Origin of the sequence: Sulfuriferula plumbiphila, from assembly GCF_009938015.1 — a bacterium.
In the GTDB taxonomy this organism is placed as follows: domain Bacteria; phylum Pseudomonadota; class Gammaproteobacteria; order Burkholderiales; family Sulfuriferulaceae; genus Sulfuriferula; species Sulfuriferula plumbiphila.
The window spans coordinates 3,232,072-3,254,215 of the sequence record NZ_AP021884.1 but is presented as its reverse complement, the minus strand read 5'-3'; the positions used below and the strand labels follow the sequence as shown (position 1 = coordinate 3,254,215).

The following is a 22,144-nucleotide window of genomic DNA, read 5'->3' as shown; positions in this document are numbered from 1 at the left end:
TATGCCACGCAGCAAGCGTCAAGTCTGGTTAACGTTTATCGCGCTGGGTGTGATGCTGGCCTTGCTGCCGTTTGTGGTGGATTTTGGACTGGGGCGCTCGTGGCTACGCATCATGGATCTGGCATTGCTGTATGTGATGCTGGCACTCGGACTGAATATTGTGGTGGGCTATGCCGGGCTGCTGGATCTTGGCTATGTTGCTTTCTACGCAGTGGGTGCGTATTGCTACGCCCTGCTGGCCTCGCCGCAATTTGGTCTGCACTTGCCGTTCTGGGCGGTGCTGCCCATCGGCGCAGCAGTCGCGGGCCTATTCGGCGTGCTGCTGGGCACCCCCACGCTGCGCCTGCGTGGCGATTATCTGGCTATTGTGACGCTCGGCTTTGGCGAGATCATTCGCATTTTTCTCAACAATCTCAATGCCCCGGTGAATATCACCAATGGCCCGCAGGGCATCAACCAGATTGATCCGGTGAGCCTGTTGGGCATGTCGTTGGGTAAAACCCATCAGCTGTTCGGAATCAGCCTGTCTGCGCCGCACCAGTATTACTATCTGTTTTTGCTGCTCACCCTGCTGGTGGTATTCATTTCCATGCGCCTGCAGGATTCACGTATTGGCCGTGCCTGGGCGGCGATCCGCGAAGACGAAGTGGCTGCCGAAGCGATGGGTATCAATGTGCGCAATATCAAGCTGCTGGCGTTTGCCATGGGCGCCACTTTCGGCGGTCTGGCGGGCGGGCTGTTTGCCGGGTTCCAGGGCTTCATCAGCCCGGAGAGCTTCAACCTGATGGAATCGGTGATGATCCTGTGCATGATTGTGTTGGGCGGCATGGGCAATATTCCCGGCGTGATCCTGGGTGCGCTGCTGCTCACCGTGCTGCCCGAAGCGCTGCGCTATACCGGTGACCTGCAGCGCGCGTGGCTGGGACATGTGGTGGTGGACCCATCCGATTTGCGCATGCTGCTGTTCGGCATGGCCCTGATTCTGGTCATGCTGTTTCGCCCTGCCGGGCTGCTGCCGTCGCGCCAGCGCAAGCGCGAACTGGTTGCCGAGGGTGACGTCGCGGTGCAGGAGCAGGCCAGTGTTTATGATGCAAGGCGATGAAGGCGATGACCGAACTCATCAGGCTGGAGCAAATCAGCAAGCACTTTGGCGGGATTCACGCGCTCAAAAATGTTTCGCTGCAAGTGCACGGTGGTGAAATACTCGGGCTGATTGGCCCCAACGGCGCGGGTAAAACCACGCTGTTCAATATCCTCACCGGGCTGTATACCCCCAGCAGCGGTAATATCGAATTCAAACGCTGCTCCATGCTGGGCATGAAACCACACCAGGTGCTCAAGCTGGGGATTGCGCGCACTTTCCAGAATATCCGTCTGTTCGCCAACATGACTGCGCTGGAGAATGTCATGGTAGGGCGCCATGCGCGTACCCGTGCGGGCGTGATCGGTGCAGTGCTGCGCAACGCCGCCACACGGGCGGAGGAGGCAGCCATTGGAGCGCGCGCGCATCAGTTGCTGGAATGGGTGGGCATTGCCAGCCATGGCCACCTGCTGGCCAAGCATTTGTCATACGGTGATCAGCGCCGCCTGGAAATCGCCCGTGCGCTGGCCACCGATCCCCAGGTGCTGGCGCTGGATGAGCCTGCGGCAGGCATGAATCCGGTAGAACGTGACACGCTCAGGCAGCTGATCTGCCGCCTGCGCGACCAGCTCGGTTTGACGGTACTGGTGATTGAGCACGATGTGAAACTGATGATGAGCCTGTGCGAGCGTATCGCCGTGCTCGATTTTGGCGAGCTCATCGCGCAAGGCACGCCCGACGAGGTGCGCCGAGATAGGCGCGTTATCGCCGCCTATCTCGGCGGGGGGGCGGGGTGAGCTTGTTGTCAGTCGAAAATCTCGCGGTTGCCTACGGCAACATCCAGGCCGTGCGTAGCGTCAGCCTGAGTGTGGGCGAGGGTGAGCGGGTATGCCTGATCGGTGCCAACGGCGCGGGCAAAACCACCTTGCTCAAAGCGATTGTGGGGATGCTGCCGCCGGCAAAGGGTGCCGTGCACTTTGCCGGGCAGGCCATCACGCGCAAACCCGCGTATCAGATCGTACGCTTGGGACTGGCCATGGTGCCGGAAGGACGCGGCATTTTTTCGCGGCTCACGGTGGCGGAAAACCTGGCCATGGGGGCCTATGCCAGACGCGATGACGCCGCCGTGCGCCAGGAAACAGATGCCTTGTACCAGCGTTTTGAACGCCTGGGAGAGCGCCGTAACCAGCCTGCCGGGCAACTCTCCGGCGGCGAACAGCAAATGCTGGCGATAGGCCGCGCGCTGTTGTCGCGTCCGCGCCTGCTGCTTCTCGACGAGCCCAGCATGGGTCTGGCGCCGATGATGGTGGAAAAGATATTCGGCACCTTGCGCGATATTGCCGCACGCGGCGTCAGCATTTTCCTGGTCGAGCAAAATGCCCGCCTGGCGCTGGCAAGCTGTGATCGCGGCTATATCATGGCCAGCGGAAGCATCACCGGTGCGGGTGCAGCGGCTACGCTGATGGGGGATGCAGCGGTGCAGGAGGCGTATTTCGGCGCTTGAAACGGTGTAGGCCACGTTCAGTAAGCACGGCGTCGAGCGGTGCATCCCACGGGTCGTGCGGCAGTTCGCCGTTGATGCGCTGGCACTCGAACGCCACGCCCACCAGATAAGGTTTGCGCCACGCCAGCCGGCGCCGCAGATAGGCCAAGGTCGTATCGTAGAAGCCGCCGCCCATGCCGATGCGGTTGCCGCAGTCGTCGAATCCGACCAGTGGCACAAACAGCAAATCCAGCTGGCGTGCATGCAGCTGCTGGGTGGTGGTGTTTTCCGGAATGCCATAGCGGTTGGCTACCCATGATTGCCCCGCTTGCAGGCGGTTGAACCGCAGCGTCTTGCCGCGTCCGAATGGCAGCATCGGCAAATAACACGCGCGGTGCAGCGCGAGGGCGCGGTTGATCAGCGGCACGGTGCTGATTTCGGCGCCGTGTGCGAGATAAATGCCGATGCGTTGGTAGCGCGTCAACAAGCCGTGGCGCAGGGCATTGCGCGTCAAATTGGCGGCAGCGCGGCGACGCTCAGTCCGGCTGATAGCGGCGCGGCGCTGGCGCAGGGATTTACGCAGTTCGGATTTGTTCATGAGGGTGGGGTGCTCCCCGCGATGCAGTCTGGTCGCTATCTTGAACCTGCGGTTCAAGGGGTCGCAGCGCAAGTACTTTAGGCGCATTAGCTTGTAACGCGCACACCGGTACCAGATATAGCCGCAACCAGGTCAAATTTATTGGTTCAAAGAATTCGCGGCCAGGGCAACATCGCAGGGAGCATTAACTGGGTTCGGAAGAAGAGAACAGCTCGTTTTGTTCGGCCATCGCTTCGTCCAGTAACGCTTCCATGGAACTCATTCTACGCTTGATGGCGGTGATGTCAAAACCCGTGTCCTCCCTTGCGGACAATAGCTCGTAGGCAATATTCAGCGCCGCCATCACGGCAATCCGCTCAACCCCGATAACCTTGCCCTGTTCGCGTATTTCGCGCATTTTCTTGTCCAGATAAGCCGCTGCGGAGAGCAAAGCATCTTGCTCGTGTGCCGGGCAGGCGACGCGGAATTCGCGTCCCAGAATGTTGATATCCATGCCTTTGCTGTCGCGACTCATGCTTCATCCTCGGGAATTTTTTCCAGCAGGGCTTCGATACGGACGCGTGCCTGCGTCATGCGCTCGGCAAGCAGCTTTTGTTCGCCGGTTGCCGCAGCAATCTGCTGGCGCAGCTTCTGGTTCTCCGTGCGCAGATTCTGGCACAATTGCACCATCTGCTGAATTTTAGACTCAAGGGCGTTAAGTTCACTTTCCATGCAGACACTATAATTTGGAAAATTCAGTCGAGTCAACAGCTAATCGGATTAACTAAAAGTAATGTTTAAGCAGTCATGAGCGATATAAACCAGTTTGTTGATCCCAATGCGGACTTTGACGAAAATAACCCGTTGCGTGAAGATGCCGTGCATTATCCCGGCACGACCAGGCGGGGTAAAGCCTGCGAGCTGGTAGACAATACCGGCCAACAGCTTGACGCGACGGAATGTCAGGATATCCTCAATGGGCTGGTCGAGAATGAGGTGTTCGGGTTCCGTACCCTCTCAGCCAGCGGCGGCGAAACCATCAGCCTGGAGCGGCGCGAGTCCACCCACGTTCAGGTGGGCGATGACTTGTACCGTCTGATCGTGTTCCGTTATCAGGCACGCATCGAGAATTTCTGATGGCTTATCTGCTCGATTACATCAAGTCACGCTGGGTGCCGAAAGGCCGCGTGGTGACGGCTGGTGTCCCCCCGGAGGCGCGAGTGGAGCAGGTGCCGGTGACGCGCGCCCTGGTCGCGCGTCACCTTGCGGCGTCCTCCCGGCTCCCCCAGGACGCGGCAACGGAAAACGCGATTTTCATGGCGCTGTCCGACCCCCTGTTCCTGCAGACTGGCCCGCGGCCACTGGCGCAGCAGCTTATTGCGGCGGGACTCGGCGCCGAGCTGGAAGCACTGGTGAAACTGCTTACCGTACTGACGCAGGAGGTTACCCGGCGCATGTATATTGATGCGGCCAGCCGGCGTCCGGAAGCCATCGGCATTCGCCTGTTTCCGCTTCACGCCACTGCGGATGCGACCATACAGGCGCTGTGCGCGACAGATGCCCATGGACTGGGCACGGGCGTCTATCCTTTTGACGCCGTGCCCGACAACCCCACGCCCGGCCAGCCGTGCCCTTTCTACATCCGTGTCGTCACGCAGAATTAGCCGTTTAAACGGGAAACTGATGCAATACCAGTGCTGCCCCCGCAACGCTAAGCGAGTGTGGGCGTGTCATCTGAGTGCGGCGCTGGGGCTGGGCAGCTATGACACGGTGAATGGCCGCGTGGGCTGTGCAGGTCAGGCAGGTGCAACGCGCTTTAGTCTGGGTGCGGGCTATGACAAAACCAATGGCGGTTTCTCCGCGGCACGTCCGGGCACATTTGGCCTTGTGGCGGATGACGACGGCGCCAGGAGGCGTAATGCCAGCTTGAGTCTGGAGCATGCGCTGAATGCCGGGAACAGCATTGGCCTGAGCGGCTTTTATAATCATGACCGGGTCGAGTACGACGCCGGTACTGCGAATGATTACGCGCAAAACCAGGTCAGCAGCTGGCCGGCATAAAATCAAAGCCAGCGTTGACTGGCAAAATCCGCAAGACCGCACCACCGGCAATGTGCTTGCGTATCGCGCCAGCCGTCACGGCACACTGGATTTGTCCAAAATCCCTGGCGACCTGGAATTGGGCACACAAGTAATCGCCTCGGACAAGGATTATCAACTGGTGAATGGCTACAATACGCCGGGTCTGAATGCTTTTTGCCGGCGTGGAGTACAATCCACCCTGATTCGTATCAGGGAGATCGCCGTATCGTTGCCGCTTAAGCACCGTTTGTGGATACTCGCTGTCCTGGCTGCGGTCATGGCGGCTACGCGCATGAGTGACTTCGGCACCTCCGCGCTGCTGCCCGACGCCGGCGTATTTCGGCCTGATTCCCACCTGCGCGTTGTTGTGGGGTGCGGGGCGCTGGCTGACGCGTCGTGGGTGTGGTGGCGTACACGCTGGCCGTTGTCAAATATTTTCCGCCGTATCTGGGCAGCGCTGCGCTGTATCTGGTGCCTGCCTGGCTGGTTTTCCGCCTCATGCATAACCGCCGCGCCACTGCAAACTGACCGGGAATCCGTGCGCTCTTAAGGTGTGAGCAGGCAAGCCCTGCCCTGCCGCAGAGCAGTCTTCGCATAAACCTGGAAAAGCAGTTAGCTACGGAGTTCACGGAGTAAAAATAACGGATTGCAGGTCGTCTGGCATTCACCCGTTGGGTGGGGCCATAAAAAACCCCAGGATTGCTTTCCTCCGTGAACTCCGTGGCGGGGCTGGTGCTGCTTGAAGTCATGGCGCTGGGCGTGCCGGTGGTGTCCACTGCGGTAATGGGCACGCGCGATATTCTGGCCGCCGGGCGCGGCTGTCGCGTGGCCGGGGATGACCCCAGAGCTTTTGCTGCCACGCTGCGCGAAGTGCTCACCGATACCGTACTGCGTGCGCGCTTGAGCAGCGAAGCAAGGCAGCATGCGCAGGACTGGAGCGCCCCGCAGATGGTGCGGCAGATGCTGGGGTTCTACCGCGCAGTGCTGGCCCGCCGTTCAAATAGATAGCCATGTGCGCGATAATGGCGCGCATGGTACACACGGATTCACCTTACATCGGCCGCTTCGCCCCTTCGCCCACTGGGCCGCTGCATTTGGGTTCGCTGGTGGCCGCCCTCGGCAGCTACTTGCAAGCGCGAGTGAATGATGGGCAATGGCACCTGCGCATGGAAGACCTCGACACCCAGCGCTGTATGCCCGCTGCGGCGGACGATATTCTGCATGCGCTGGAGCGATTTGGTTTCAAATGGGATGGCGCGGTGGTGTATCAGTCGCAGCGGCTGCCTGCCTACCGTGCCGCCCTGGATCATCTGCAGGCCACAGGTCAGGTATACGGTTGCGCCTGTACCCGGCGCGAGATCGCCGATTCCAGCCTGCACGGTATCGAAGGCGCGGTCTATCCCGGCACCTGCCGCCACGGCGTGCCGTCAGGCCGGGCGGTGCGCGCGCAGCGGGTGCATACCGACAATACCCTGATCTGTTTCGATGATGTGCTGCAAGGCCGCGTATGCCAGCAGCTGCAAGCCGATTTGGGCGACTTTGTCGTGCTGCGCGCCGATGGCATCTTTGCCTATCAACTCGCCGTCGTGGTGGATGATGCCCAGCTGGGTGTGACCGAAGTGGTACGTGGCGCCGACCTTCTGGCTTCCACCCCGCGCCAGATATACCTGCAAAATTTACTGCGCTTGCCCCACCCCACCTATCTGCACCTGCCCGTCGCACTCAACGCAACGGGGCAAAAGCTTTCCAAACAGAGCAACGCCCCTACACTGAATCCGCACAATCCGCTTGCGGATCTGTGCCGGGCGATGGCCTTTCTTAGCCACCCGGTGCCGGATGATGTGGACACCCTGGACGGGTTCTGGAGATGGGCACGGTCTGCCTGGCGCCCGCAACAGCTACTGCGTATGGGCAACATGGCAAGATTGTAGGCCGGTAGTGGCGTGCTATGCTTTGCACCCGAGAGGAACCCGACATGGCTTTACCCGAACGTACCCAGCAGGTGATCCAGACTTATGCGCAGTTTATTCACGCCATTGCCACAGCCTGCCTCAAACCCGAGTTGATGACGCAAACCCAGAAGATGCTCGCGCAGGCCGAGCAGCAAGGCTGGGGCGCGATGGTGATGGCGGTGCGCCAGGTGCTTGCCGGCAAGCGCGACAGCAGTGTGTACGCCGGGCTGGATGACGATGACCGCATTATTGTGGAGGCGATCCTGCGCGGGATTCAGGATCCCGCCACCTTACCCGATCCCAATCAGCAGCCTGACCCCAGCGCCGCTGCGCCGGGGCTGGCGGGAATGATACATGCAGCGGCGACGGGCGATGTGTCAGCCCTCTCCGCGCTGGCAGACATGGCCGAGCAGATGGTCAAGGTGGGCGGCGACATGGGGCGCTTGGGTGGCAGCCTGCGACGCCTGGTCAACGGCGAACGCGATGTGGATCTGCTCACCCGCGGCATGAGCGCGAACGGTCGCGATCTGGTAGCCAAACTGGTGGATGAACTGGCTCGCTTCAACGTGCATTGAGCCGGCGATTCCGCTATCATCGGGTCACGTTTTTCGTAAGGAGTCATGGCAATGGCAAGAACCGTAAACTGTATCAAGCTGGGGCGCGAGGCCGACGGGCTGGATTTTCCGCCGATGCCGGGCGCGCTCGGCCAGCGTATTTATGAGAATGTATCGAAGGAAGCCTGGGCCGGCTGGATCCGCCAGCAAACCATGCTGGTGAACGAGAACCGCCTTAACCTGGCCGACGCCAAGGCGCGCAAATACCTGCTGGAGCAGGTGGAGAAATATTTCTTTGGTGAAGGTGCGGATGTGGCTGCCGGTTACGTGCCGCCAGCCAAGTAATTTCTCTGCGCAGCCAATAAAAAAGCCGGATTGATTCCGGCTTTTTTATTGGCTGAAAAACGTGATTAACGTTGTGCGACGCGTTCGATTTCTTCCACGGTGGTGTGGCGCACGTCTTTGCCCTTGACCATGTATACCACGTATTCGGACATGTTTTTGGCGTGATCGCCCATGCGCTCGATGGCCTTGGCGACGAACATGATGTCGATGAAAACCGAGATGGTGCGCGGATCTTCCATCATGAAAGTGATGAGGTGGCGCAGTACCAGGCGGAATTCCTCGTCCACCTGCATGTCCTGGCGCACGATGTCGGCGGCGCTGGATACATCCAGACGCGCAAAGCCGTCCAGGGCGCGGCGCAGCATTTCCAGCACCACGTTGGCCATGTATTTGATCTCGTTGAAGCGCGGCTGGGTGAGGCGGTCGGACTCATGAATGCGCCGGGCCATGCGCGCGATCTTGGCGGCTTCGTCGCCGATACGCTCGAGGTCGGTGATGGTTTTGACCACCGTCATCACCATGCGCAGGTCGGATGCGGTGGGCTGGCGACGCGCGATGATCTGGGTGCAGTCTTCGTCCAGCCCGACCTCCAGTGCGTTGACTTGGTGGTCGTTGTTGATGACCTGCTCGGCCAGTTCCAGATTGGCGCTGATCAGCGCTTCGATGGCGTTGGAGATCTGCTCCTCGACCAGGCCACCCATTTGTAAGACGCGTGAGCGGATGCCTTCGAGATCAGCATCGAATTGTTTGTATGTGTGTTCGTGCACCATGGCGGAGGTACCTCCTTCAGATAGTTCCGTGATTATAGCGTCAGGCCGGTGCAGGACAATGACGTATTCATGACAAACATGTGTATTGCGTTTCATCCATGGAAAGGAATTTCCACACTGGTGCCGTCTACCGTGAGGGTTAACACCCAGTCGCGCCGGCCGGTTATGCACACCGGCAGCAATACTTGTGCCTGCCAGTTGCCAGCGCCGCTGGATAGCAGATGGTAACGGTTAAATCCCATGTCCATGCCGCGCATGATAAAGCTGGCATAGACCTCGCGTGCCGCAGGAGCATGCAGCAGCAGGGTGAATGGATGCAGCCCGGAAGGCGGCGCGGAAAAGCGCAGCTCGACGGGCCTGCCGGCGACTTCAAACCGGCACAGCTTGGCCGGGTCAGGGCAGGATACCGTTTGCGGCGCGTTCTCATCGGGCTGCAACACATGGTAGAGCTCGGCTGCAATCAGCGCCAGTATCAAGCCGATCAGCGCGGCGCAGTTCAGCAGGTAACGCCGGTTGCTGGTAAACAGTCCGGCTAGACGGGTGCCGAATTTCATAGCCACGCACCGCGCAATAGCGCCACACCATGCGCACCGTGCCGGCGTGCGCGGTCCAGATCGGCGCTGCCAAGTCCACCCAGCGCATAGATGGGCAGGGTGCGCCCGGTGCAGAGCGCAGCGAAGTTGTCCCAGCCCAGTGCAGGCGCGCCGGGGTGGCTGGGCGTGGGCAGCAGCGGCGAGAGCAGGGCGAAATCGCAGCCCAGCGCTTCGGCGCGATCCAGTTCGGCAGCATTGTGGCAGGAGGCCGCCACCAGCGGCAGATCAGGGCGGCTGCCAAGCTCGCCCAGCTGCGCGGCGCTGAGCTGCACGCCCTGTGCGCCGATACGTTGCACCAGCGCCACATCGGCATTCACCAGCACGCGCGCCTGATGGGCCTGGGCGCGCGCCAGCACGGCACGGGCAAAGGCTTCCAGCGTGGCGGCGGGCATGGATTTTTCGCGTACCTGGATCAGCCTGAGGCCGCCTTCCAGGGCATTATCCAGATGCGGCATGAACCCCGCCGGATCACTGCCTGCCTGGGTAATGCCATAAACTGCCGGCAACGCCAGCGCCGCGAAAACCGGGTGGTTGGCAGGTAGCACCGGGGCGACGCCGATAGTCCCGGGGGTTTGCCAGGCCAGGGTCTGGCCTTCTTTGGCATGCGGCTCACCGTGCCAGCCGCTGACGCGAAAAAAAGACAGCGTGACGTGTGCGTGCGGATAATCGAAATAACGCGTAATCCACGGCGTGGCATGGGTCACCTCGATGCCGAGCTCTTCGTGGAGCTCGCGTACCAGCGCGGTGTGTACGGTTTCGCCCGGCTCGACCTTGCCGCCCGGGAATTCCCAGTAGCCGGCATAGGGCTTGCCGGGTGGGCGGCTGGCCAGCAGGAATGCCCCGTCGGCGCGGGTTAAAACAGCCACCGCGACCTGGGTACGACGCATTGATGCGGGTTCGTTCATGCCTGATTACGTTGCCTGAACATGCGCCAGGGGGCGAGCAGCATGGCGAGCAGGGTGCGTTTCAACAAGGGCATGGCTTCTTTTGCTGGCAAGTTGCTGGCGCGTAACGCCAGATAAAAAGCGAGCGCGAAGCTCACTGCCAGATTCACCAGGCCAATCAACAGCACCCCAGCAGTAGACAGCGCAATGGTCTGCCACGGCAGGCTCCAGCCCATGGCCTGCCAGCTGTAGGCGAAATTGGCGGAGCTGAACGCGATGTGACGAATATCCAGCGGTAGCCCGGAGAGTTGGCCAAACGCTGACACCATGCCCAGATAAAAGCCGAAAAAGGCATTGCCGGCGAGGCCGCCAAGATGGTTGCCGGTGTATGCGACGATGGCCTTCCAGCCGCGCCGGGTCACCAGGTAAGGCGGCCAGCTCAGGCATGCCAGGCGTTCCGGGATACGGTTATAAACGCTTTTGTTGTCGTAATAACCACTGACAATACCGGATAAAAACAGTCCCGCTCCGGCCACGCCGGCATACACCAGATTCATCGGCGCGGCTGGGCTAACCTCACTCAGCAGGCGCTCTGCCTTGTGCGCGTCGACCGGTTGCACGCCGAAAAAATAGGCGAGTCCGCTGCCGATCAGTGCGGCGGTGATAAACGCCAGTAACAGGTTGCCGGCAATCGCCGCAGACTGGCTGGTGTATACGCTGGTGACAAAACTGGACAGGACCTGGTCCTGATCCTTGGTGCTGCGCGCACGAGCGATGGTGTGCGCTATCAGACTGGCTGTCATCGCGGGCTGCTTGGTGGCGATGGTGAAATTCAGCACAAATACCAGCAGAAAGCCCAGCGCGTAATTCAGGCTCACCAGCAATGCCTCCTGCAGGGGAGCCAGATGGGATTTGATGATCAACACCTTGAGCAAGGCCATGGCGGCGACGATGATTCCGGCGCCGGCGGCAGAACGGAACATGCCCATCAATTCGCTGCGGCTGTCGGCAATATAGTGCTGCCCGGTGCGCCCGGCGTGCTGGGTGATCTGGTATGCCAGCCTGCCGGTGGTGGCGGATACCAGATTGCGCACGCTATAACGTTCGTTGGTGGTGGCGCTGAAAGCGAGAAACAGCGTGGTCAGGATGGGCACGCGCGCTGCTATGGAATCTGCCTGCAGCAGTTCAAGCAGGCGGCTTATGCGCGCAATCTGCTGGTGCAAACGGTTGCTTAACAGGGTCAGATTGACGCTGGTACCGACGCTCACCGCGCGGCGCTGGATACGCTCCAGAACCGCTTCGCACTGATCCAGCAGCACCATGGCGTGACCAATGTCGAGCGGCCCCGGATTAACCGCCAGACTGAGCTGAAGCAGTGCGTAAATTTCTTCATGCTGCGCCAGAAATGGCGAGGCATATTCTTCCAGCGTCGGCTCAATACGCAGCAGCTCGGGGTCGAGCCCTTCGGCAGCGATACGGTGTGACAGGCCGTTGATGGCATCCAGCAGCATTTGCCGCAGTGCAGCGGCGCTGCTGTCATCCAGCGTGTCCAGATTGAGCGCGTACAGCAGCCGGTACCAGAGCTGTATATCCACTGCGGCTATCCATTCCGTGTCGCGTGGGGTCAATGTCTCGTCCAGCCAGTCACGCAGCGAATCCGGATCGGCAACAGGCGGCAGTAATTTGAAGCCAATGCGGCGCGACAGCTCGGTACCGACGCCCCGACGCGGCAGTATTCCGCTGTCGCGCAGCAGGTTGGCGGATTTTTTCGCCAGCAATAGTCCCAGCAGATGAAAGCGTAATGCCTGTGCGTAACCGGCATTGCGTTCAATCAGGCCAAGCAGGTCGGCCAGATGCGTCGCGGCGCGCTCGCTGGGTTCAGACGTGCCGGGACGAAGGTGAAAAATCAGGCGTTTGATCAGCGTCGGGTCGGCAGCCCCGGTTTCGGCTGCCATGCGTTTCAGCGTGCGTTCCAGGTACGGTGCGGTGTAATCCATGCGTGAATCGTGGTTCCTCGTAGTCCGGCAGCAAAAGGTGGCACAACGAGGCGCCGGAAGTTCAGTTTTTGTCAGTGATGCGGGCATGCTTCAACGCACTGGTGGCAACCTGTACGCGATTCTGCATGCCCAGTTTTTCCATGATGTTGGAGAGATGGTTGCGCACCGTGTTTTCGGACAAATCCAGGCGGCTGCTGATGGCCTTGTTGGATAGCCCCTGTGCGACCAGTTCGACGATCTCGCGCTCGCGCTGCGACAGTTTGCTGAACATGTCCTGTTTGAGTTCGCCGCGCGCCAGCTTTTGCATGATGTGGGACGGGAACATGCTGTTGCCTTGCGCCACGGATTGAATCGCGTTGATGAGCTGTTCCGGATCGGCGCTTTTCAGGATATAGCCATCCACCCCGGCTTCGATGGCTTCGCTGATCTCGAAATCTTCTCCGGCCATGGTCAGCATCACCGTGCGGATGCCGCGTTTTTTTAATTCCTGCACCAGGCTGAGGCCATCGCCGTCGGGCAGAATGCGGTCAAGCAGGGCAATCTCGGCCTGACTGCCTGTGGTCGCCAGCCACTCGCGGGTGGTTTTGATGTCCGCGCATTGTGCATTGACCTGCATTCCCGGAGTGTTTTCCAGGGTGCGTGCAATACCCAGACGGGTGAGCGGGTGGTCGTCTATCAGCAGGATGGAAATGGTCATGGTGGCAGCCTCCAAGCCGGTTTGAAGCAGGTGTTATGCGTACATTGTAACCATCAACTCAACGATATTCACAGCGGCAGATTACGCGGCTTGTGCGGAGCATGCCAGAACAGGCGGTCGTACAGCGCACGCGGCAGCAGACCCAGCACCCACGCCACCAGCGCCATTTGCCAGGGCAGGGTGAGATAGCGTCGCCGGCGCGCGATGGCACGGGCAATTTTCGCGGCCGCCACATCGGCTTGCAGGATGAAGGGCATGGGATACGGATTGACCGCCGTCATCGGCGTGACGATGTAGCCAGGGCTGATGGTAGTCACTGCCACGCCGCTGTGGAAGAGTTCGACCCGCAGCGACTCCAGATAGGTAATGGCGGCTGCCTTGGACGCAGAATATGCTGCGCCACCGGGCAGGCCACGGATACCCGCTACGCTGGCGATACCTGCCAGCACGCCCCTGCGCGCGTCGCGCATGGCAGCGACGAAGGGCTGAAAGGTGGTCACCATGCCGATCACATTGATGTCCATTACGGCCTGGAATACCTCAAGATCCGCAGCATGTTCGGTGAGTGTGCCGACGCTGATGCCGGCTGCGGCGATGACGACATCCGGCACGCCAAAGCGCGCGATAAAATCGGCGCCTGCGGCCTGCATGGCAAGATGGTCACGCACGTCCAGCGGGTAGATGGCGCAGCCGGGCAACTCGTTGACAAAGGGCGCGAGCTTGTCCGCGCGCCGTGCCGCCAGCCCGAGTTGCGCACCCTGCGCGGCATAGTGACGGGCAAGTGCCGCACCCACACCGCTCGATGCGCCGGTGATGAAAACGCGCAGGGCGGTCATTGCGCAGCTGGCCTAGTGACGCTTAGTGTTTTTTGGCTGACGCATGCCGGACTTGTTTCGAATGCTCTTTACGCACTTTTGCAATCAGGCTGTCGAGGGTCCTGAACAGCGCGTCTTCGCTGCCGGTCATGGACACCGAGGTGGAATACTTGCCAGCCACTACAAACGCCGGCACGCCGTCGATTCTGGAGTCGCGGGTGAGCTGGTTGGCGCGCATCACCTTGCTTTGCACGTCGAAGGAGTTATAGGTATCGGCAAACGTCTTGCGGTTGATACCTTGTTTGGCTGCCCAGTCGAACAGCACGTCGGGGTTGTTGAGATCGATCCCCTGCACGTGAATGGCGTTGAATACGTCATCATGCAGGGCCGGTACTTTGCCCAGCAAATCCAGCGTGTAATAGGCCTTGGCCAGAGGCAGCCAGGATTCATTCAGCACCGCAGGAATGCGGCGGATGGCGACGTCCTTGGGCAATTTTTTGATCCAGGCGTTGAGTGCCGGCTCGAGATGCGAACAGTGCGGACAGCGATACCAGAAAAATTCCGCCACCTCGATTTTATTGCCGCTGTCTGTGTTGAGTTCGGGGCTGATTACCTGGTAATCCTTGCCCGCCACGGGGTGCGTCGCATCGGCATGCGCCAGCGGTAATGCACCCACGCCCAACAGGGCAATCATCAACACAAATTTGCGCATCAGGGACATCGTCTTCTCCTCGGGTTACGGTGTTGGGTTCGACTGCGTATTCGTGGTTGCGTTCTTGACCCGTACCAGATGGGTCTTGATCTGGTTTTGCTCCAGCGTGGTACGTGTCTTGTTGAGCTCATCCATGCTGCTGAATGGGCCCACGCGAACCCGATGCCATATGCCCTTGCCGGGGATTTCAGCAGTCTGGATGGCCGCCTCATAGCCAAGCAGTGCCAGGCGCGCCTTGAGGTTGTCAGCATCGGCGCTGTCGGGGAATGCACCCGCCTGCAGATAATAGCTTTCACCTGCAGGCGGCGTCGGGTTCCGGTGCAAATCCTGGTCGGTCATGGCGGCTTCGTTGCCGGGTAATATTTTGTAAAAATCGAAGCGGGGTTTTTCTTCTGCGGGGGTACTGGCCGCAGGCGGAGTGGGTGCGGTTTTGCCCTTGCTCTCCATGGCGGCGGGTTTTTCGCGTGCGGTGAACGGGTTGCTTTTGTCCACCCACAGTGCAATCGCGATGGCAATGGCGAGCCCGATGAGCAAACCGATGAGTATGCCGGAAAATAGCGAGCCGCCTTTTTTCTGCTCGCTGGGGCGGGATTTGTAATCGCGTGCCATGGGGTGTGGAGTCCTTATTGGGTGTTGCTTACATTTTGTCCGGGCAGCTTACACCCAGCAGCGTGAGGCCATGGCGCAATGCATGGCGGGTGGCGGTGATGAGGGCGAGTCGCGCATGGCGCATGGCTTTGTCGTCGACCAGAAACTGCTCGGCATTGTAATAGGCATGCAGGGCGCCAGCGATGTCTTTGAGGGCGTAGGCAATCGCGTGCGGTGCCAGTTCGCGTGCGGCCATGTCCACCACCCCAGGGTATTCGGCGAGGCGGTGCAGAAGGTCGAGTTCATAAACGCTGGTGAGCGGGGTGCAGTCAGCGTCTGCCAGGAGTGCCGGATCACCGCCCCATTGCGCCAGCACGCTGCAGATGCGCGCATGGGCGTACTGGATGTAGTAGACCGGGTTGTCGCTGGTTTGTGACTTGGCCAGATCCAGGTCGAAATCCAGGTGCTGGTCGGACTTGCGCAGCACATAGAAGAAACGTGCCGCGTCGTTGCCGACTTCGTGCCGCAACTCACGCAGGGTGACGAATTCGCCCGAACGCGTGGACATCGCCGCTTTCTGTCCGTTGCGATAGAGCACAGCGAACTGCACCAGCGCCACGCTGAGTTTGTCGGCGCAAAGTCCCAGTGCCTGCAATGCACCGGTCACGCGCGCAATATAGCCGTGGTGATCGGCACCCCACACGTCAATGAGCCAGTCGAAGCCGCGCTCCAGCTTGTTGAGGTGGTAGGCAATATCCGAAGCAAAATAGGTGTACTGGCCATTTTCGCGCTGTACCACGCGGTCTTTTTCATCGCCGAAGCGGGTGGAACGGAACCACTTGGCGCCGTCCTGCGTGTAGATGTGACCGTTTTTTTCCAGCAGCGCCAGCGTGCGCTGCACGATGCCGGAATCGTACAGGGATTGCTCGGAGAACCACTGGTCGAATTCGACACCGAATTCCAGCAGGTCGTTGCGGCAGTCGCCGAGTTGCTCGGTGAGCACCAGGTCGTGCACATAAGCGTAATCGGCGCCCAGCAGCATTTTGGCATTGGCGATCAGCTGATCCAGATGCGCGTCGGGTGCGGTTGCGAAATCAGGCGCGCCATCAAGCACGCGCCACGGCTCATGCACGTAGCGGTCGGCGTGCGCATCAAACATCATTTGCGCCATGCCGCGTACGTAATCGCCCTGATAGGCATTGCCCGGGAAAGGTAGCTGGATGCCGCATAATTCGAGATAGCGCAGCCAGGTGGAGAGCGCCAGGATGTCCATCTGGCGTCCGGCATCGTTGACGTAGTACTCGCGCGCCACGTCATATCCGGCGGCGGCCAGCACATTGGCGAGGCTGGCGCCGTAGGCCGCGCCGCGCCCGTGTCCGACATGCAGCGGCCCGGTGGGATTGGCCGAGACGAATTCCACCTGCACCCGTTTGCCGTTGCCGCTGCGGCTATTACCAAAGCTGTCGCCCTGAGCAAAGATGTGCGGCACGATCTGCTGGTAGGCGGCCGGCTGCAAAAACACATTGATGAAGCCGGCGCCGGCGATTTCGGTTTTGTCCACTAGCGGCGAGGCAGGCAGAGCAGCCTGGATGACCAGCGCCAGTTCGCGCGGGTTGCGGCGCAAGGTTTTGGCCAGTTTCATCGCCACGCTGCAGGCGTAGTCGCCGTGCGCAGCGTCGCGCGGATGTTCGATTTCTACTGGCGCATCACCTGCCTCGGGCAGCGCAGCGGCAATGGCTGCGCGGAACAGCGCGATCAGGTGCGGTTTGATTTCGGTGTAAGGGGCGCTCATGGTGCAATCTGCAAAAAAGGTTGCCTATTATAGCTGCCTGTCCGCATGGCCGTGTAGGCATCATATCTCCAGCGGATCCACATCCAGATTCCAGCGCACGTTATTCGCCTTGAGTGCATATAGCTGCGGCATCCAGGCACTTAAAAAAGCCTGCAGGACTTTGCGTGTGGGCGACTGCACCAGCAGCAGGGCGCGTTCTGCGCCGGCCTTGCGCGCCATGGCAGCCTGCGTCGGGTCGAACAGGGTGACGCCGGTCATGTGCGGTGCGGCGCATTGTGCCTTGTGCAAAAAAGCCAGCGCGGTATCGAGCCTGCCTGCTTCCGCGCGCAGTACGGCCTGATGCACGAACGGCGGGAACCCGGCAGCGGCGCGCTCAGCCAGCAGGCTCGCGGCAAAGCCGGCATAGTCATGGCGCTGCAGCAGGCGGTACAGATGGTGCTCGGGGAACTGCGTCTGTATCAATACCTCACCCGCTGCGCCGGCGCGCCCGGCGCGCCCGCCCACCTGCATGAGTTGCGCGAACAGGCGCTCGGTAGCGCGAAAATCCGGGCTGTACAGGGCGCTGTCGGCATTGATTACCCCCACCAGCGTGAGCTTGGGAAAATCGTGCCCCTTGGCCAGCAGCTGCGTGCCAACCAGGATATCGGCTGCGCCCTTGCGTATGGCGCGCTGCATGTCCGGCCAGCTGTGTTTTTTGCGTGTACTGTCGCGATCAACCCGCAGGATGCGCGCTTGCGGGAAGTGGCGGGTGAGGCTGTCTTCGATGCGCTGGGTGCCAAAACCGCCCGGTTTGAGGTCGAGGTTGCCGCATGCCGGGCAGGCGTGCACCACCTGTTCGACATGGCCGCAGTGGTGGCAGCGCAGCTGGTGCTCGCGCAGGTGCAGCACCAGTTTGGCGGAACAGCGTGTGCATGCTGCGCTCCAGCCACATTCAAAACACATCAGCGCGGGGGAATAACCGCGCCGGTTGACGAACACCAGGCTCTGTTGTCCCGCGTCGAGACGGCTGCGAATGGCAGCCAGCAAGGTGGCCGACAATCCTTCATCGGGCTTGCAGCTGCGCGTGTCGAGCAGGCTGATAGTGGGCAGGCGGGCGTGGGCGATAGCACGCTGATTAAGGCTGATGAGCGTGTAGCGGCCTCCCTGCGCATTGTGCCAGGTCTCCAGCGCCGGGGTGGCTGAACCGAGCACCACCGGCACGCCACGCTGCTGCGCGCGTACCACGGCTACATCGCGTGCGGCATAGCGCAAGCCGTCCTGCTGATGGAAAGAACTGTCATGCTCTTCGTCCACAATCAGCAGCGCCAGTTGTGGCAACGCGGCAAATACCGCCAGCCGGGTACCCAGCACGATGCGCGCGCGCCCCTCGGCGGCGGCCAGCCAGTGCGTGAGGCGTTCGCCCTCTGCCATGCCGCTATGCAGGGTGGCGATTGCAATGTGCGGAAAGCGTGCGCGAAATACGCCGGTGAGCTGCGGCGTGAGATTGATCTCCGGCACCAGCAGCAATACCTGCCCGCCACGCGCCAGTGCGGCCGCCACCAGATGCAGATAAACCTCGGTCTTGCCGCTGCCGGTAATGCCATGCAGCAGGAATGCCTGATAATGCGCAAACGCCGCGCTGATCTGCGCCACCGCATCCTGTTGTGCAGCGGTGAGTTGCGGTGGCGCATCCGCCTCTGCAGGGTGAGGGTGCAGCGTGGCGGGCTGGATGATTTGCGCTGCCCAGCCGCGGCTGACCCAGGCTTTCACGATGCTGCGATAGCCGCGGCAGATTGCGGCCAATGCCGTGCCGGGGTGGGCCTGGCCGTCCCGCATGTGGTCAAGCAGTGCGCGCTGGGCAGGTGCGCGGGCGGGCAAATCGTCTGTACGCAGCGTCAGTCCGGCTGCTGTGAGTTGCCATGCGCTGGCAAGTTTGACTTGCACTGGCTGCGAGCGGCGCAGGATCGTGGGCAATGCGGCCATCACCGTAGCGCCGAGCGGGTAATGGTAGTAATCGCTGCAGAAATTCAGCAGTCGCAGCAGCTCGGTCGATAGGGCCGGGGCATCACGATAGACTTCCAGTACCGGCTTTAATTTGTGTAGGGCGTAGCTGCTGTCCGGGAGCAGGCCCATGACCACACCCACCATCTCCTTGCGTCCGAACGGCACGCGCACGCGCTGGCCAATGTCGGCTTTTGTTAACCCCGGTGCCAGGTAATCGAATAACCGGGGTACCGGTATATCCAGTGCAATCTGGGCAATGGGTGGGGCGCTGGGCATGGTAGGCAGGATAGCGCAGTTTGCTCGGGTGAATTCTGCAATTGGTTGCTAAGACATTCTCATCGCAGAGAAAATCGAGTTATCCACGCAATCTGTGGATAACTTTGTGGGCAAAGTTCTAGTAAGCCTGCAAAGGCAATGACGCTAAAGACTTTTTAGTTCCGGCGTAAAAAAACGGCAATATAAATATTCATTACAAATCAATATGATATATGTTTTTATTGCAAGTCAAGCAAGTACGCTCAGAAATGGAAACGAACGCTCAATTATTGTGCATAAGTATTCTTCGATATTGACTTTTCTAATTGCCCGCACCTGCATGATGCCTTTCTCCACGTTACCTTCGTTACCCGGTAATGTGGTAAGGGCGGCTCAATTCATGCACCGCATGTGCCAGTGCGGCTGCGTTTTCCGGTGGTGTGAACTGGGAAATGCCATGACCCAGATTGAATACATGTCCGTTGCCGTGACCATAACTGGCTAATACCTTGCCAACTTCAATGCGCACTGTGTCCGGGTCGCTGAGCAGTATGGCCGGGTCGAGGTTGCCCTGCAGCCCTACCTGGTCGCCCACCCGTGTCCGTGCGCTGCCAATATCCACGGTCCAGTCCAGCCCCAGCGCGTCGCAGCCGGTGGCGGCCATGGCTTCCAGCCAGTTGCCGCCGCCCTTGGTAAACAGGATGACCGGTACTTTTGCGCCATCGTGTTCACGCTTGAGATTGGACACGATCCCGGCCATGTAGCGCAGCGAGAATTCGTGATAAGCGGCGTGTGACAGGACGCCGCCCCAGGTGTCGAAAATCATCACGGCCTGCGCGCCGGCTTCGATCTGGGCGTTCAAATAGTCGGTGGCCGCACGCGCATTGGTGGCGAGGATGTGGTGCAGCAGATCCGGACGCTGGTAGAGCATTTTCTTCACAGTGGCGAAGTCAGTGCCGCCCTGGCCTTCGATCATGTAGCACGCCAGCGTGAACGGGCTGCCGGAAAAGCCGATCAGCGGCACGCTGTTGTCCAGCGCGCGACGGATCTGGCTGACTGCGTCGATTACGTAGCCCAGGTGTTCGACCGGATCAGGCGCGGTGAGTGCACGGATTTCCCATTCCTCGCGCAGTGGGCGCTCGAACTTGGGGCCTTCACCTTCGGCAAAGTATAAGCCCAGCCCCATTGCGTCGGGAATGGTGAGGATATCGGAAAACAGGATGGCGGCGTCCAGCGGAAAACGCGCCAGCGGTTGCAGCGTGACTTCGGTGGCGAGGTCGGGATTCTTGCACAGCGACAGGAAATCGCCGGCGCGGGCGCGGGTCTGGTTGTATTCCGGCAGGTAGCGCCCGGCCTGGCGCATCAGCCATACCGGCGTGTAGTCCACGGGTTCGCGCAGCAGGGCGCGCAGGAAGGTATCGTTTTTTAGCTTGGGCATGGGGCGCTTTTCTTTAAGAACTGGTTAGCCATGGAGGGCACGGAGAACACAGAGAAGCGAACCGACAATTTCCGGGTTTTCTCTGAGCCCTCCGTGATCTCCGTGGCAAGCGAATTTAGGTTTTAAACAGGCTTACCACACGCCTAGATAGCCGAGTATGCCTTCTGCAGCCTCGCGGCCCTCGAATACTGCGGTGACGACCAGGTCGGAGCCGCGCACCATGTCGCCGCCGGCAAATATTTTCGGGTTGGCGGTCTGAAACTTGTGCTGGCGGCCCCTGGCCACCACGCGGCCACCTTGATCGGTGGTGATGCCAAAATCGGTGAACCAGGGCTGCGGGTTGGGACGGAAGCCGAAGGCAACGATGACGCGGTCGGCGGGGATGATTTCTTCGGAGCCCGGTACCACCACCGGGGTGCGACGACCACGTGCGTCGGGCGGTCCCAGCTCGGTGGTGACCAGCTTCACGCCTTCCACCTTGCCGTCGCCGACGATTTCCACGGGCTGGCGGTTCCACAGGAATTGCACGCCTTCCTCTTTGGCATTGCCAACTTCGCGCCTGGAGCCAGGCATGTTTTTCTCGTCGCGCCGGTAGGCACAAATGACGGAACTCGCGCCCTGACGGATGCTGGTGCGGTTGCAGTCCATCGCCGTATCGCCGCCGCCCAGCACCACCACGCGCTGACCGGTCATGGAGTGGTAATCATCCCCCGGCTTTTCGAAGCCGAGGCAGTGGTTCGCGTTGGAGATCAGGAATGGCAACGCTTCCAGCACGCCGGGCAGGTCTTCACCAGGGAAGCCGCCTTTCATGTAAGTGTACGTGCCCATGCCCATGAACACGGCGTCGTATTCGTCCATCAACTGCTGCATGCTGACGTCTTTGCCGACTTCCACGCCGAGACGGAATTCCACACCCATGCCTTCGAGCACTTCGCGGCGCCGCGTCATGACCCATTTTTCCATCTTGAATTCGGGGATGCCGAAGGTAAGCAGGCCGCCGATTTCCTCATAGCGGTCGAACACCACCGGGGTCACGCCGTTGCGCGCCAGGATATCGGCGCAACCCAGTCCCGCCGGCCCCGCGCCGATAACGGCGACGCGTTTGGTGGTTGCCACTACCTGGCTCATGTCGGGACGCCAGCCGGCCTTGAACGCTTCTTCGGAGATGTATTTCTCGATCTGGCCGATGGTCACCGCGCCGAAGCCGTCGTTCAGCGTGCATGCACCTTCACACAGCCGGTCTTGCGGACACACGCGGCCGCATACTTCGGGCAGCGAGTTGGTCTGGTGCGACAGTTCCGCCGCCTCGAACAGCTTGCCCTCGTTGACCAGCTTGAGCCAGTTGGGAATGTAGTTGTGCACCGGGCATTTCCACTCGCAATACGGGTTGCCGCATTCCAGGCAGCGCCCGGCCTGCTCGCCGGCCTGGGTGGCGTCCATCGGCGCGTAGATTTCCTTGTACTCCATGCGCCGAATCGGCGCCGGAGTCTTGGCGCCGTCCTGGCGCGGGATGTTCATGAATTGAAAAACGTCAGACATGGGCTAT

26 protein-coding genes, 1 other RNA gene and 1 riboswitch are annotated in these 22,144 nt (G+C 60.6%); of the genes, 11 read left to right on the top strand and 16 right to left on the bottom strand.

The window, feature by feature from the left end; all coding sequences use genetic code 11:
• Position 1: 1 nt before the first annotated feature.
• The 3 genes from GZH91_RS16660 to GZH91_RS16650 are packed head-to-tail and all read left to right on the top strand — an operon-like array spanning position 2 to position 2,585.
• Positions 2-1,102: an ABC transporter permease subunit gene (locus tag GZH91_RS16660; protein WP_147070980.1), complete on the top strand. Its 1,101-nt coding sequence runs from the start codon at positions 2-4 to the stop codon at positions 1,100-1,102.
• Positions 1,103-1,107: 5 nt separating this feature from the next.
• Positions 1,108-1,878, top strand: coding sequence for an ABC transporter ATP-binding protein (locus tag GZH91_RS16655; RefSeq protein WP_147070978.1), 771 nt, complete (start codon positions 1,108-1,110; stop codon positions 1,876-1,878).
• 2 nt (positions 1,879-1,880) lie between these two features.
• Entirely contained in the window at positions 1,881-2,585 is a 705-nt protein-coding gene (locus GZH91_RS16650) for an ABC transporter ATP-binding protein (protein ID WP_198415508.1), read from the top strand.
• Here GZH91_RS16650 and GZH91_RS16645 read toward each other — a convergent pair.
• The 4 genes from GZH91_RS16645 to GZH91_RS16630 form a co-directional block, all read right to left on the bottom strand.
• On the bottom strand, positions 2,536-3,162 hold the full coding sequence (locus tag GZH91_RS16645; protein WP_147070974.1) for a 5-formyltetrahydrofolate cyclo-ligase: 627 nt from the start codon (positions 3,160-3,162) through the stop codon (positions 2,536-2,538). The two genes, GZH91_RS16650 and GZH91_RS16645, sit on opposite strands and share 50 nt — an antisense overlap.
• Positions 3,163-3,171: 9 nt before the next feature.
• Positions 3,172-3,346: non-coding RNA, 6S RNA (gene ssrS / locus GZH91_RS16640), on the bottom strand.
• A complete protein-coding gene (locus GZH91_RS16635) occupies positions 3,347-3,676 on the bottom strand; it encodes a cell division protein ZapA (protein ID WP_147070972.1) in 330 nt (109 codons plus the stop codon). It lies immediately after the preceding RNA gene.
• Positions 3,673-3,873, bottom strand: coding sequence for a hypothetical protein (locus tag GZH91_RS16630; protein ID WP_147070970.1), 201 nt, complete (start codon positions 3,871-3,873; stop codon positions 3,673-3,675). Before GZH91_RS16630 ends, GZH91_RS16635 begins: the two co-directional genes overlap by 4 nt.
• Before the next feature lie 75 nt (positions 3,874-3,948).
• Here GZH91_RS16630 and GZH91_RS16625 point away from each other — a divergent pair, with 75 nt between their 5' ends.
• The 8 genes from GZH91_RS16625 to GZH91_RS16590 all read left to right on the top strand — a co-directional run bounded on the left by GZH91_RS16625 (position 3,949) and on the right by GZH91_RS16590 (position 8,074).
• A complete protein-coding gene (locus GZH91_RS16625) occupies positions 3,949-4,278 on the top strand; it encodes a hypothetical protein (RefSeq protein WP_147070968.1) in 330 nt (109 codons plus the stop codon).
• A complete protein-coding gene (locus tag GZH91_RS16620) occupies positions 4,278-4,805 on the top strand; it encodes a hypothetical protein (RefSeq protein ID WP_161984310.1) in 528 nt (175 codons plus the stop codon). Before GZH91_RS16625 ends, GZH91_RS16620 begins: the two co-directional genes overlap by 1 nt.
• A riboswitch (cobalamin riboswitch) is annotated at positions 4,776-4,934 on the top strand. It overlaps the preceding gene by 30 nt.
• Complete coding sequence (locus tag GZH91_RS16615) at positions 4,924-5,202, top strand: hypothetical protein (protein ID WP_162596413.1); 279 nt, start codon at positions 4,924-4,926, stop codon at positions 5,200-5,202. Its footprint overlaps the riboswitch before it by 11 nt.
• Positions 5,162-5,773, top strand: a complete 612-nt coding sequence (locus GZH91_RS16610; RefSeq protein ID WP_147070966.1) for a hypothetical protein — start codon at positions 5,162-5,164, stop codon at positions 5,771-5,773. The genes GZH91_RS16615 and GZH91_RS16610 overlap by 41 nt, the downstream gene beginning before the upstream one ends.
• A 161-nt stretch (positions 5,774-5,934) precedes the next feature.
• The gene (locus GZH91_RS16605) at positions 5,935-6,231 is read left to right on the top strand and encodes a glycosyltransferase (protein ID WP_223264482.1); all 297 of its coding nucleotides are present in this window, start codon (positions 5,935-5,937) and stop codon (positions 6,229-6,231) included.
• Positions 6,232-6,245: 14 nt separating this feature from the next.
• Positions 6,246-7,154: a tRNA glutamyl-Q(34) synthetase GluQRS gene (gluQRS, locus tag GZH91_RS16600; protein ID WP_223264481.1), complete on the top strand. Its 909-nt coding sequence runs from the start codon at positions 6,246-6,248 to the stop codon at positions 7,152-7,154.
• A gap of 44 nt (positions 7,155-7,198) precedes the next feature.
• Positions 7,199-7,750, top strand: coding sequence for a hypothetical protein (locus GZH91_RS16595; protein WP_147070964.1), 552 nt, complete (start codon positions 7,199-7,201; stop codon positions 7,748-7,750).
• Positions 7,751-7,801: 51 nt separating this feature from the next.
• On the top strand, positions 7,802-8,074 hold the full coding sequence (locus GZH91_RS16590; protein ID WP_147070962.1) for an oxidative damage protection protein: 273 nt from the start codon (positions 7,802-7,804) through the stop codon (positions 8,072-8,074).
• A 65-nt stretch (positions 8,075-8,139) separates the two neighbouring features.
• On the opposite strand, the gene phoU is transcribed toward GZH91_RS16590, so the two are convergent.
• From phoU to GZH91_RS16530, 12 genes are all read right to left on the bottom strand, one after another.
• The gene (gene phoU, locus GZH91_RS16585) at positions 8,140-8,844 is read right to left on the bottom strand and encodes a phosphate signaling complex protein PhoU (protein WP_147070960.1); all 705 of its coding nucleotides are present in this window, start codon (positions 8,842-8,844) and stop codon (positions 8,140-8,142) included.
• A gap of 92 nt (positions 8,845-8,936) precedes the next feature.
• Entirely contained in the window at positions 8,937-9,398 is a 462-nt protein-coding gene (locus GZH91_RS16580; protein ID WP_147070958.1) for a hypothetical protein, read from the bottom strand.
• On the bottom strand, positions 9,395-10,342 hold the full coding sequence (locus tag GZH91_RS16575) for a Nudix family hydrolase (protein ID WP_147070957.1): 948 nt from the start codon (positions 10,340-10,342) through the stop codon (positions 9,395-9,397). Before GZH91_RS16575 ends, GZH91_RS16580 begins: the two co-directional genes overlap by 4 nt.
• A complete protein-coding gene (locus GZH91_RS16570; RefSeq protein ID WP_161984309.1) occupies positions 10,339-12,318 on the bottom strand; it encodes a site-specific recombinase in 1,980 nt (659 codons plus the stop codon). The genes GZH91_RS16575 and GZH91_RS16570 overlap by 4 nt, the downstream gene beginning before the upstream one ends.
• A gap of 61 nt (positions 12,319-12,379) precedes the next feature.
• Positions 12,380-13,015, bottom strand: a complete 636-nt coding sequence (locus GZH91_RS16565; protein WP_147070953.1) for a LuxR C-terminal-related transcriptional regulator — start codon at positions 13,013-13,015, stop codon at positions 12,380-12,382.
• 68 nt (positions 13,016-13,083) lie between these two features.
• Positions 13,084-13,851, bottom strand: a complete 768-nt coding sequence (locus tag GZH91_RS16560; protein WP_147070952.1) for an SDR family oxidoreductase — start codon at positions 13,849-13,851, stop codon at positions 13,084-13,086.
• Between the two features lie 22 nt (positions 13,852-13,873).
• Entirely contained in the window at positions 13,874-14,551 is a 678-nt protein-coding gene (locus GZH91_RS16555) for a thiol:disulfide interchange protein DsbA/DsbL (protein ID WP_147070951.1), read from the bottom strand.
• A 15-nt stretch (positions 14,552-14,566) separates the two neighbouring features.
• On the bottom strand, positions 14,567-15,151 hold the full coding sequence (locus GZH91_RS16550; protein ID WP_147070949.1) for an SPOR domain-containing protein: 585 nt from the start codon (positions 15,149-15,151) through the stop codon (positions 14,567-14,569).
• A 28-nt stretch (positions 15,152-15,179) separates the two neighbouring features.
• The gene (gene argS / locus GZH91_RS16545; RefSeq protein WP_147070947.1) at positions 15,180-16,922 is read right to left on the bottom strand and encodes an arginine--tRNA ligase; all 1,743 of its coding nucleotides are present in this window, start codon (positions 16,920-16,922) and stop codon (positions 15,180-15,182) included.
• A gap of 60 nt (positions 16,923-16,982) precedes the next feature.
• Positions 16,983-19,181 carry a primosomal protein N' gene (locus tag GZH91_RS16540; RefSeq protein ID WP_174861825.1) on the bottom strand — a complete coding sequence of 733 codons (2,199 nt, stop codon included), beginning with the start codon at positions 19,179-19,181 and terminating at the stop codon, positions 16,983-16,985.
• A gap of 346 nt (positions 19,182-19,527) precedes the next feature.
• Positions 19,528-20,598 carry a uroporphyrinogen decarboxylase gene (gene hemE / locus GZH91_RS16535; protein ID WP_147070943.1) on the bottom strand — a complete coding sequence of 357 codons (1,071 nt, stop codon included), beginning with the start codon at positions 20,596-20,598 and terminating at the stop codon, positions 19,528-19,530.
• A gap of 132 nt (positions 20,599-20,730) precedes the next feature.
• Positions 20,731-22,137, bottom strand: a complete 1,407-nt coding sequence (locus GZH91_RS16530) for an FAD-dependent oxidoreductase (protein WP_147070941.1) — start codon at positions 22,135-22,137, stop codon at positions 20,731-20,733.
• Between the last annotated feature and the right edge of the window lie 7 nt (positions 22,138-22,144).

Excerpts from the sequence above, each read along its gene's own strand:
- GZH91_RS16660 (WP_147070980.1), top strand. The coding sequence starts at position 2 with ATGCCACGCAGCAAGCGTCAAGTCTGGTTAACGTTTATCGCGCTGGGT.
- GZH91_RS16655 (WP_147070978.1), top strand. The coding sequence starts at position 1,108 with ATGACCGAACTCATCAGGCTGGAGCAAATCAGCAAGCACTTTGGCGGG.
- GZH91_RS16645 (WP_147070974.1), bottom strand. The coding sequence starts at position 3,162 with ATGAACAAATCCGAACTGCGTAAATCCCTGCGCCAGCGCCGCGCCGCT.
- GZH91_RS16635 (WP_147070972.1), bottom strand. The coding sequence starts at position 3,676 with ATGAGTCGCGACAGCAAAGGCATGGATATCAACATTCTGGGACGCGAA.
- GZH91_RS16630 (WP_147070970.1), bottom strand. The coding sequence starts at position 3,873 with ATGGAAAGTGAACTTAACGCCCTTGAGTCTAAAATTCAGCAGATGGTG.
- GZH91_RS16625 (WP_147070968.1), top strand. The coding sequence starts at position 3,949 with ATGAGCGATATAAACCAGTTTGTTGATCCCAATGCGGACTTTGACGAA.
- GZH91_RS16620 (WP_161984310.1), top strand. The coding sequence starts at position 4,278 with ATGGCTTATCTGCTCGATTACATCAAGTCACGCTGGGTGCCGAAAGGC.
- GZH91_RS16610 (WP_147070966.1), top strand. The coding sequence starts at position 5,162 with ATGATTACGCGCAAAACCAGGTCAGCAGCTGGCCGGCATAAAATCAAA.
- gluQRS (WP_223264481.1), top strand. The coding sequence starts at position 6,246 with ATGGCGCGCATGGTACACACGGATTCACCTTACATCGGCCGCTTCGCC.
- GZH91_RS16595 (WP_147070964.1), top strand. The coding sequence starts at position 7,199 with ATGGCTTTACCCGAACGTACCCAGCAGGTGATCCAGACTTATGCGCAG.
- GZH91_RS16590 (WP_147070962.1), top strand. The coding sequence starts at position 7,802 with ATGGCAAGAACCGTAAACTGTATCAAGCTGGGGCGCGAGGCCGACGGG.
- phoU (WP_147070960.1), bottom strand. The coding sequence starts at position 8,844 with ATGGTGCACGAACACACATACAAACAATTCGATGCTGATCTCGAAGGC.
- GZH91_RS16580 (WP_147070958.1), bottom strand. The coding sequence starts at position 9,398 with ATGAAATTCGGCACCCGTCTAGCCGGACTGTTTACCAGCAACCGGCGT.
- GZH91_RS16575 (WP_147070957.1), bottom strand. The coding sequence starts at position 10,342 with ATGAACGAACCCGCATCAATGCGTCGTACCCAGGTCGCGGTGGCTGTT.
- GZH91_RS16570 (WP_161984309.1), bottom strand. The coding sequence starts at position 12,318 with ATGGATTACACCGCACCGTACCTGGAACGCACGCTGAAACGCATGGCA.
- GZH91_RS16565 (WP_147070953.1), bottom strand. The coding sequence starts at position 13,015 with ATGACCATTTCCATCCTGCTGATAGACGACCACCCGCTCACCCGTCTG.
- GZH91_RS16560 (WP_147070952.1), bottom strand. The coding sequence starts at position 13,851 with ATGACCGCCCTGCGCGTTTTCATCACCGGCGCATCGAGCGGTGTGGGT.
- GZH91_RS16555 (WP_147070951.1), bottom strand. The coding sequence starts at position 14,551 with ATGTCCCTGATGCGCAAATTTGTGTTGATGATTGCCCTGTTGGGCGTG.
- GZH91_RS16550 (WP_147070949.1), bottom strand. The coding sequence starts at position 15,151 with ATGGCACGCGATTACAAATCCCGCCCCAGCGAGCAGAAAAAAGGCGGC.
- argS (WP_147070947.1), bottom strand. The coding sequence starts at position 16,922 with ATGAGCGCCCCTTACACCGAAATCAAACCGCACCTGATCGCGCTGTTC.
- GZH91_RS16540 (WP_174861825.1), bottom strand. The coding sequence starts at position 19,181 with ATGCCCAGCGCCCCACCCATTGCCCAGATTGCACTGGATATACCGGTA.
- hemE (WP_147070943.1), bottom strand. The coding sequence starts at position 20,598 with ATGCCCAAGCTAAAAAACGATACCTTCCTGCGCGCCCTGCTGCGCGAA.
- GZH91_RS16530 (WP_147070941.1), bottom strand. The coding sequence starts at position 22,137 with ATGTCTGACGTTTTTCAATTCATGAACATCCCGCGCCAGGACGGCGCC.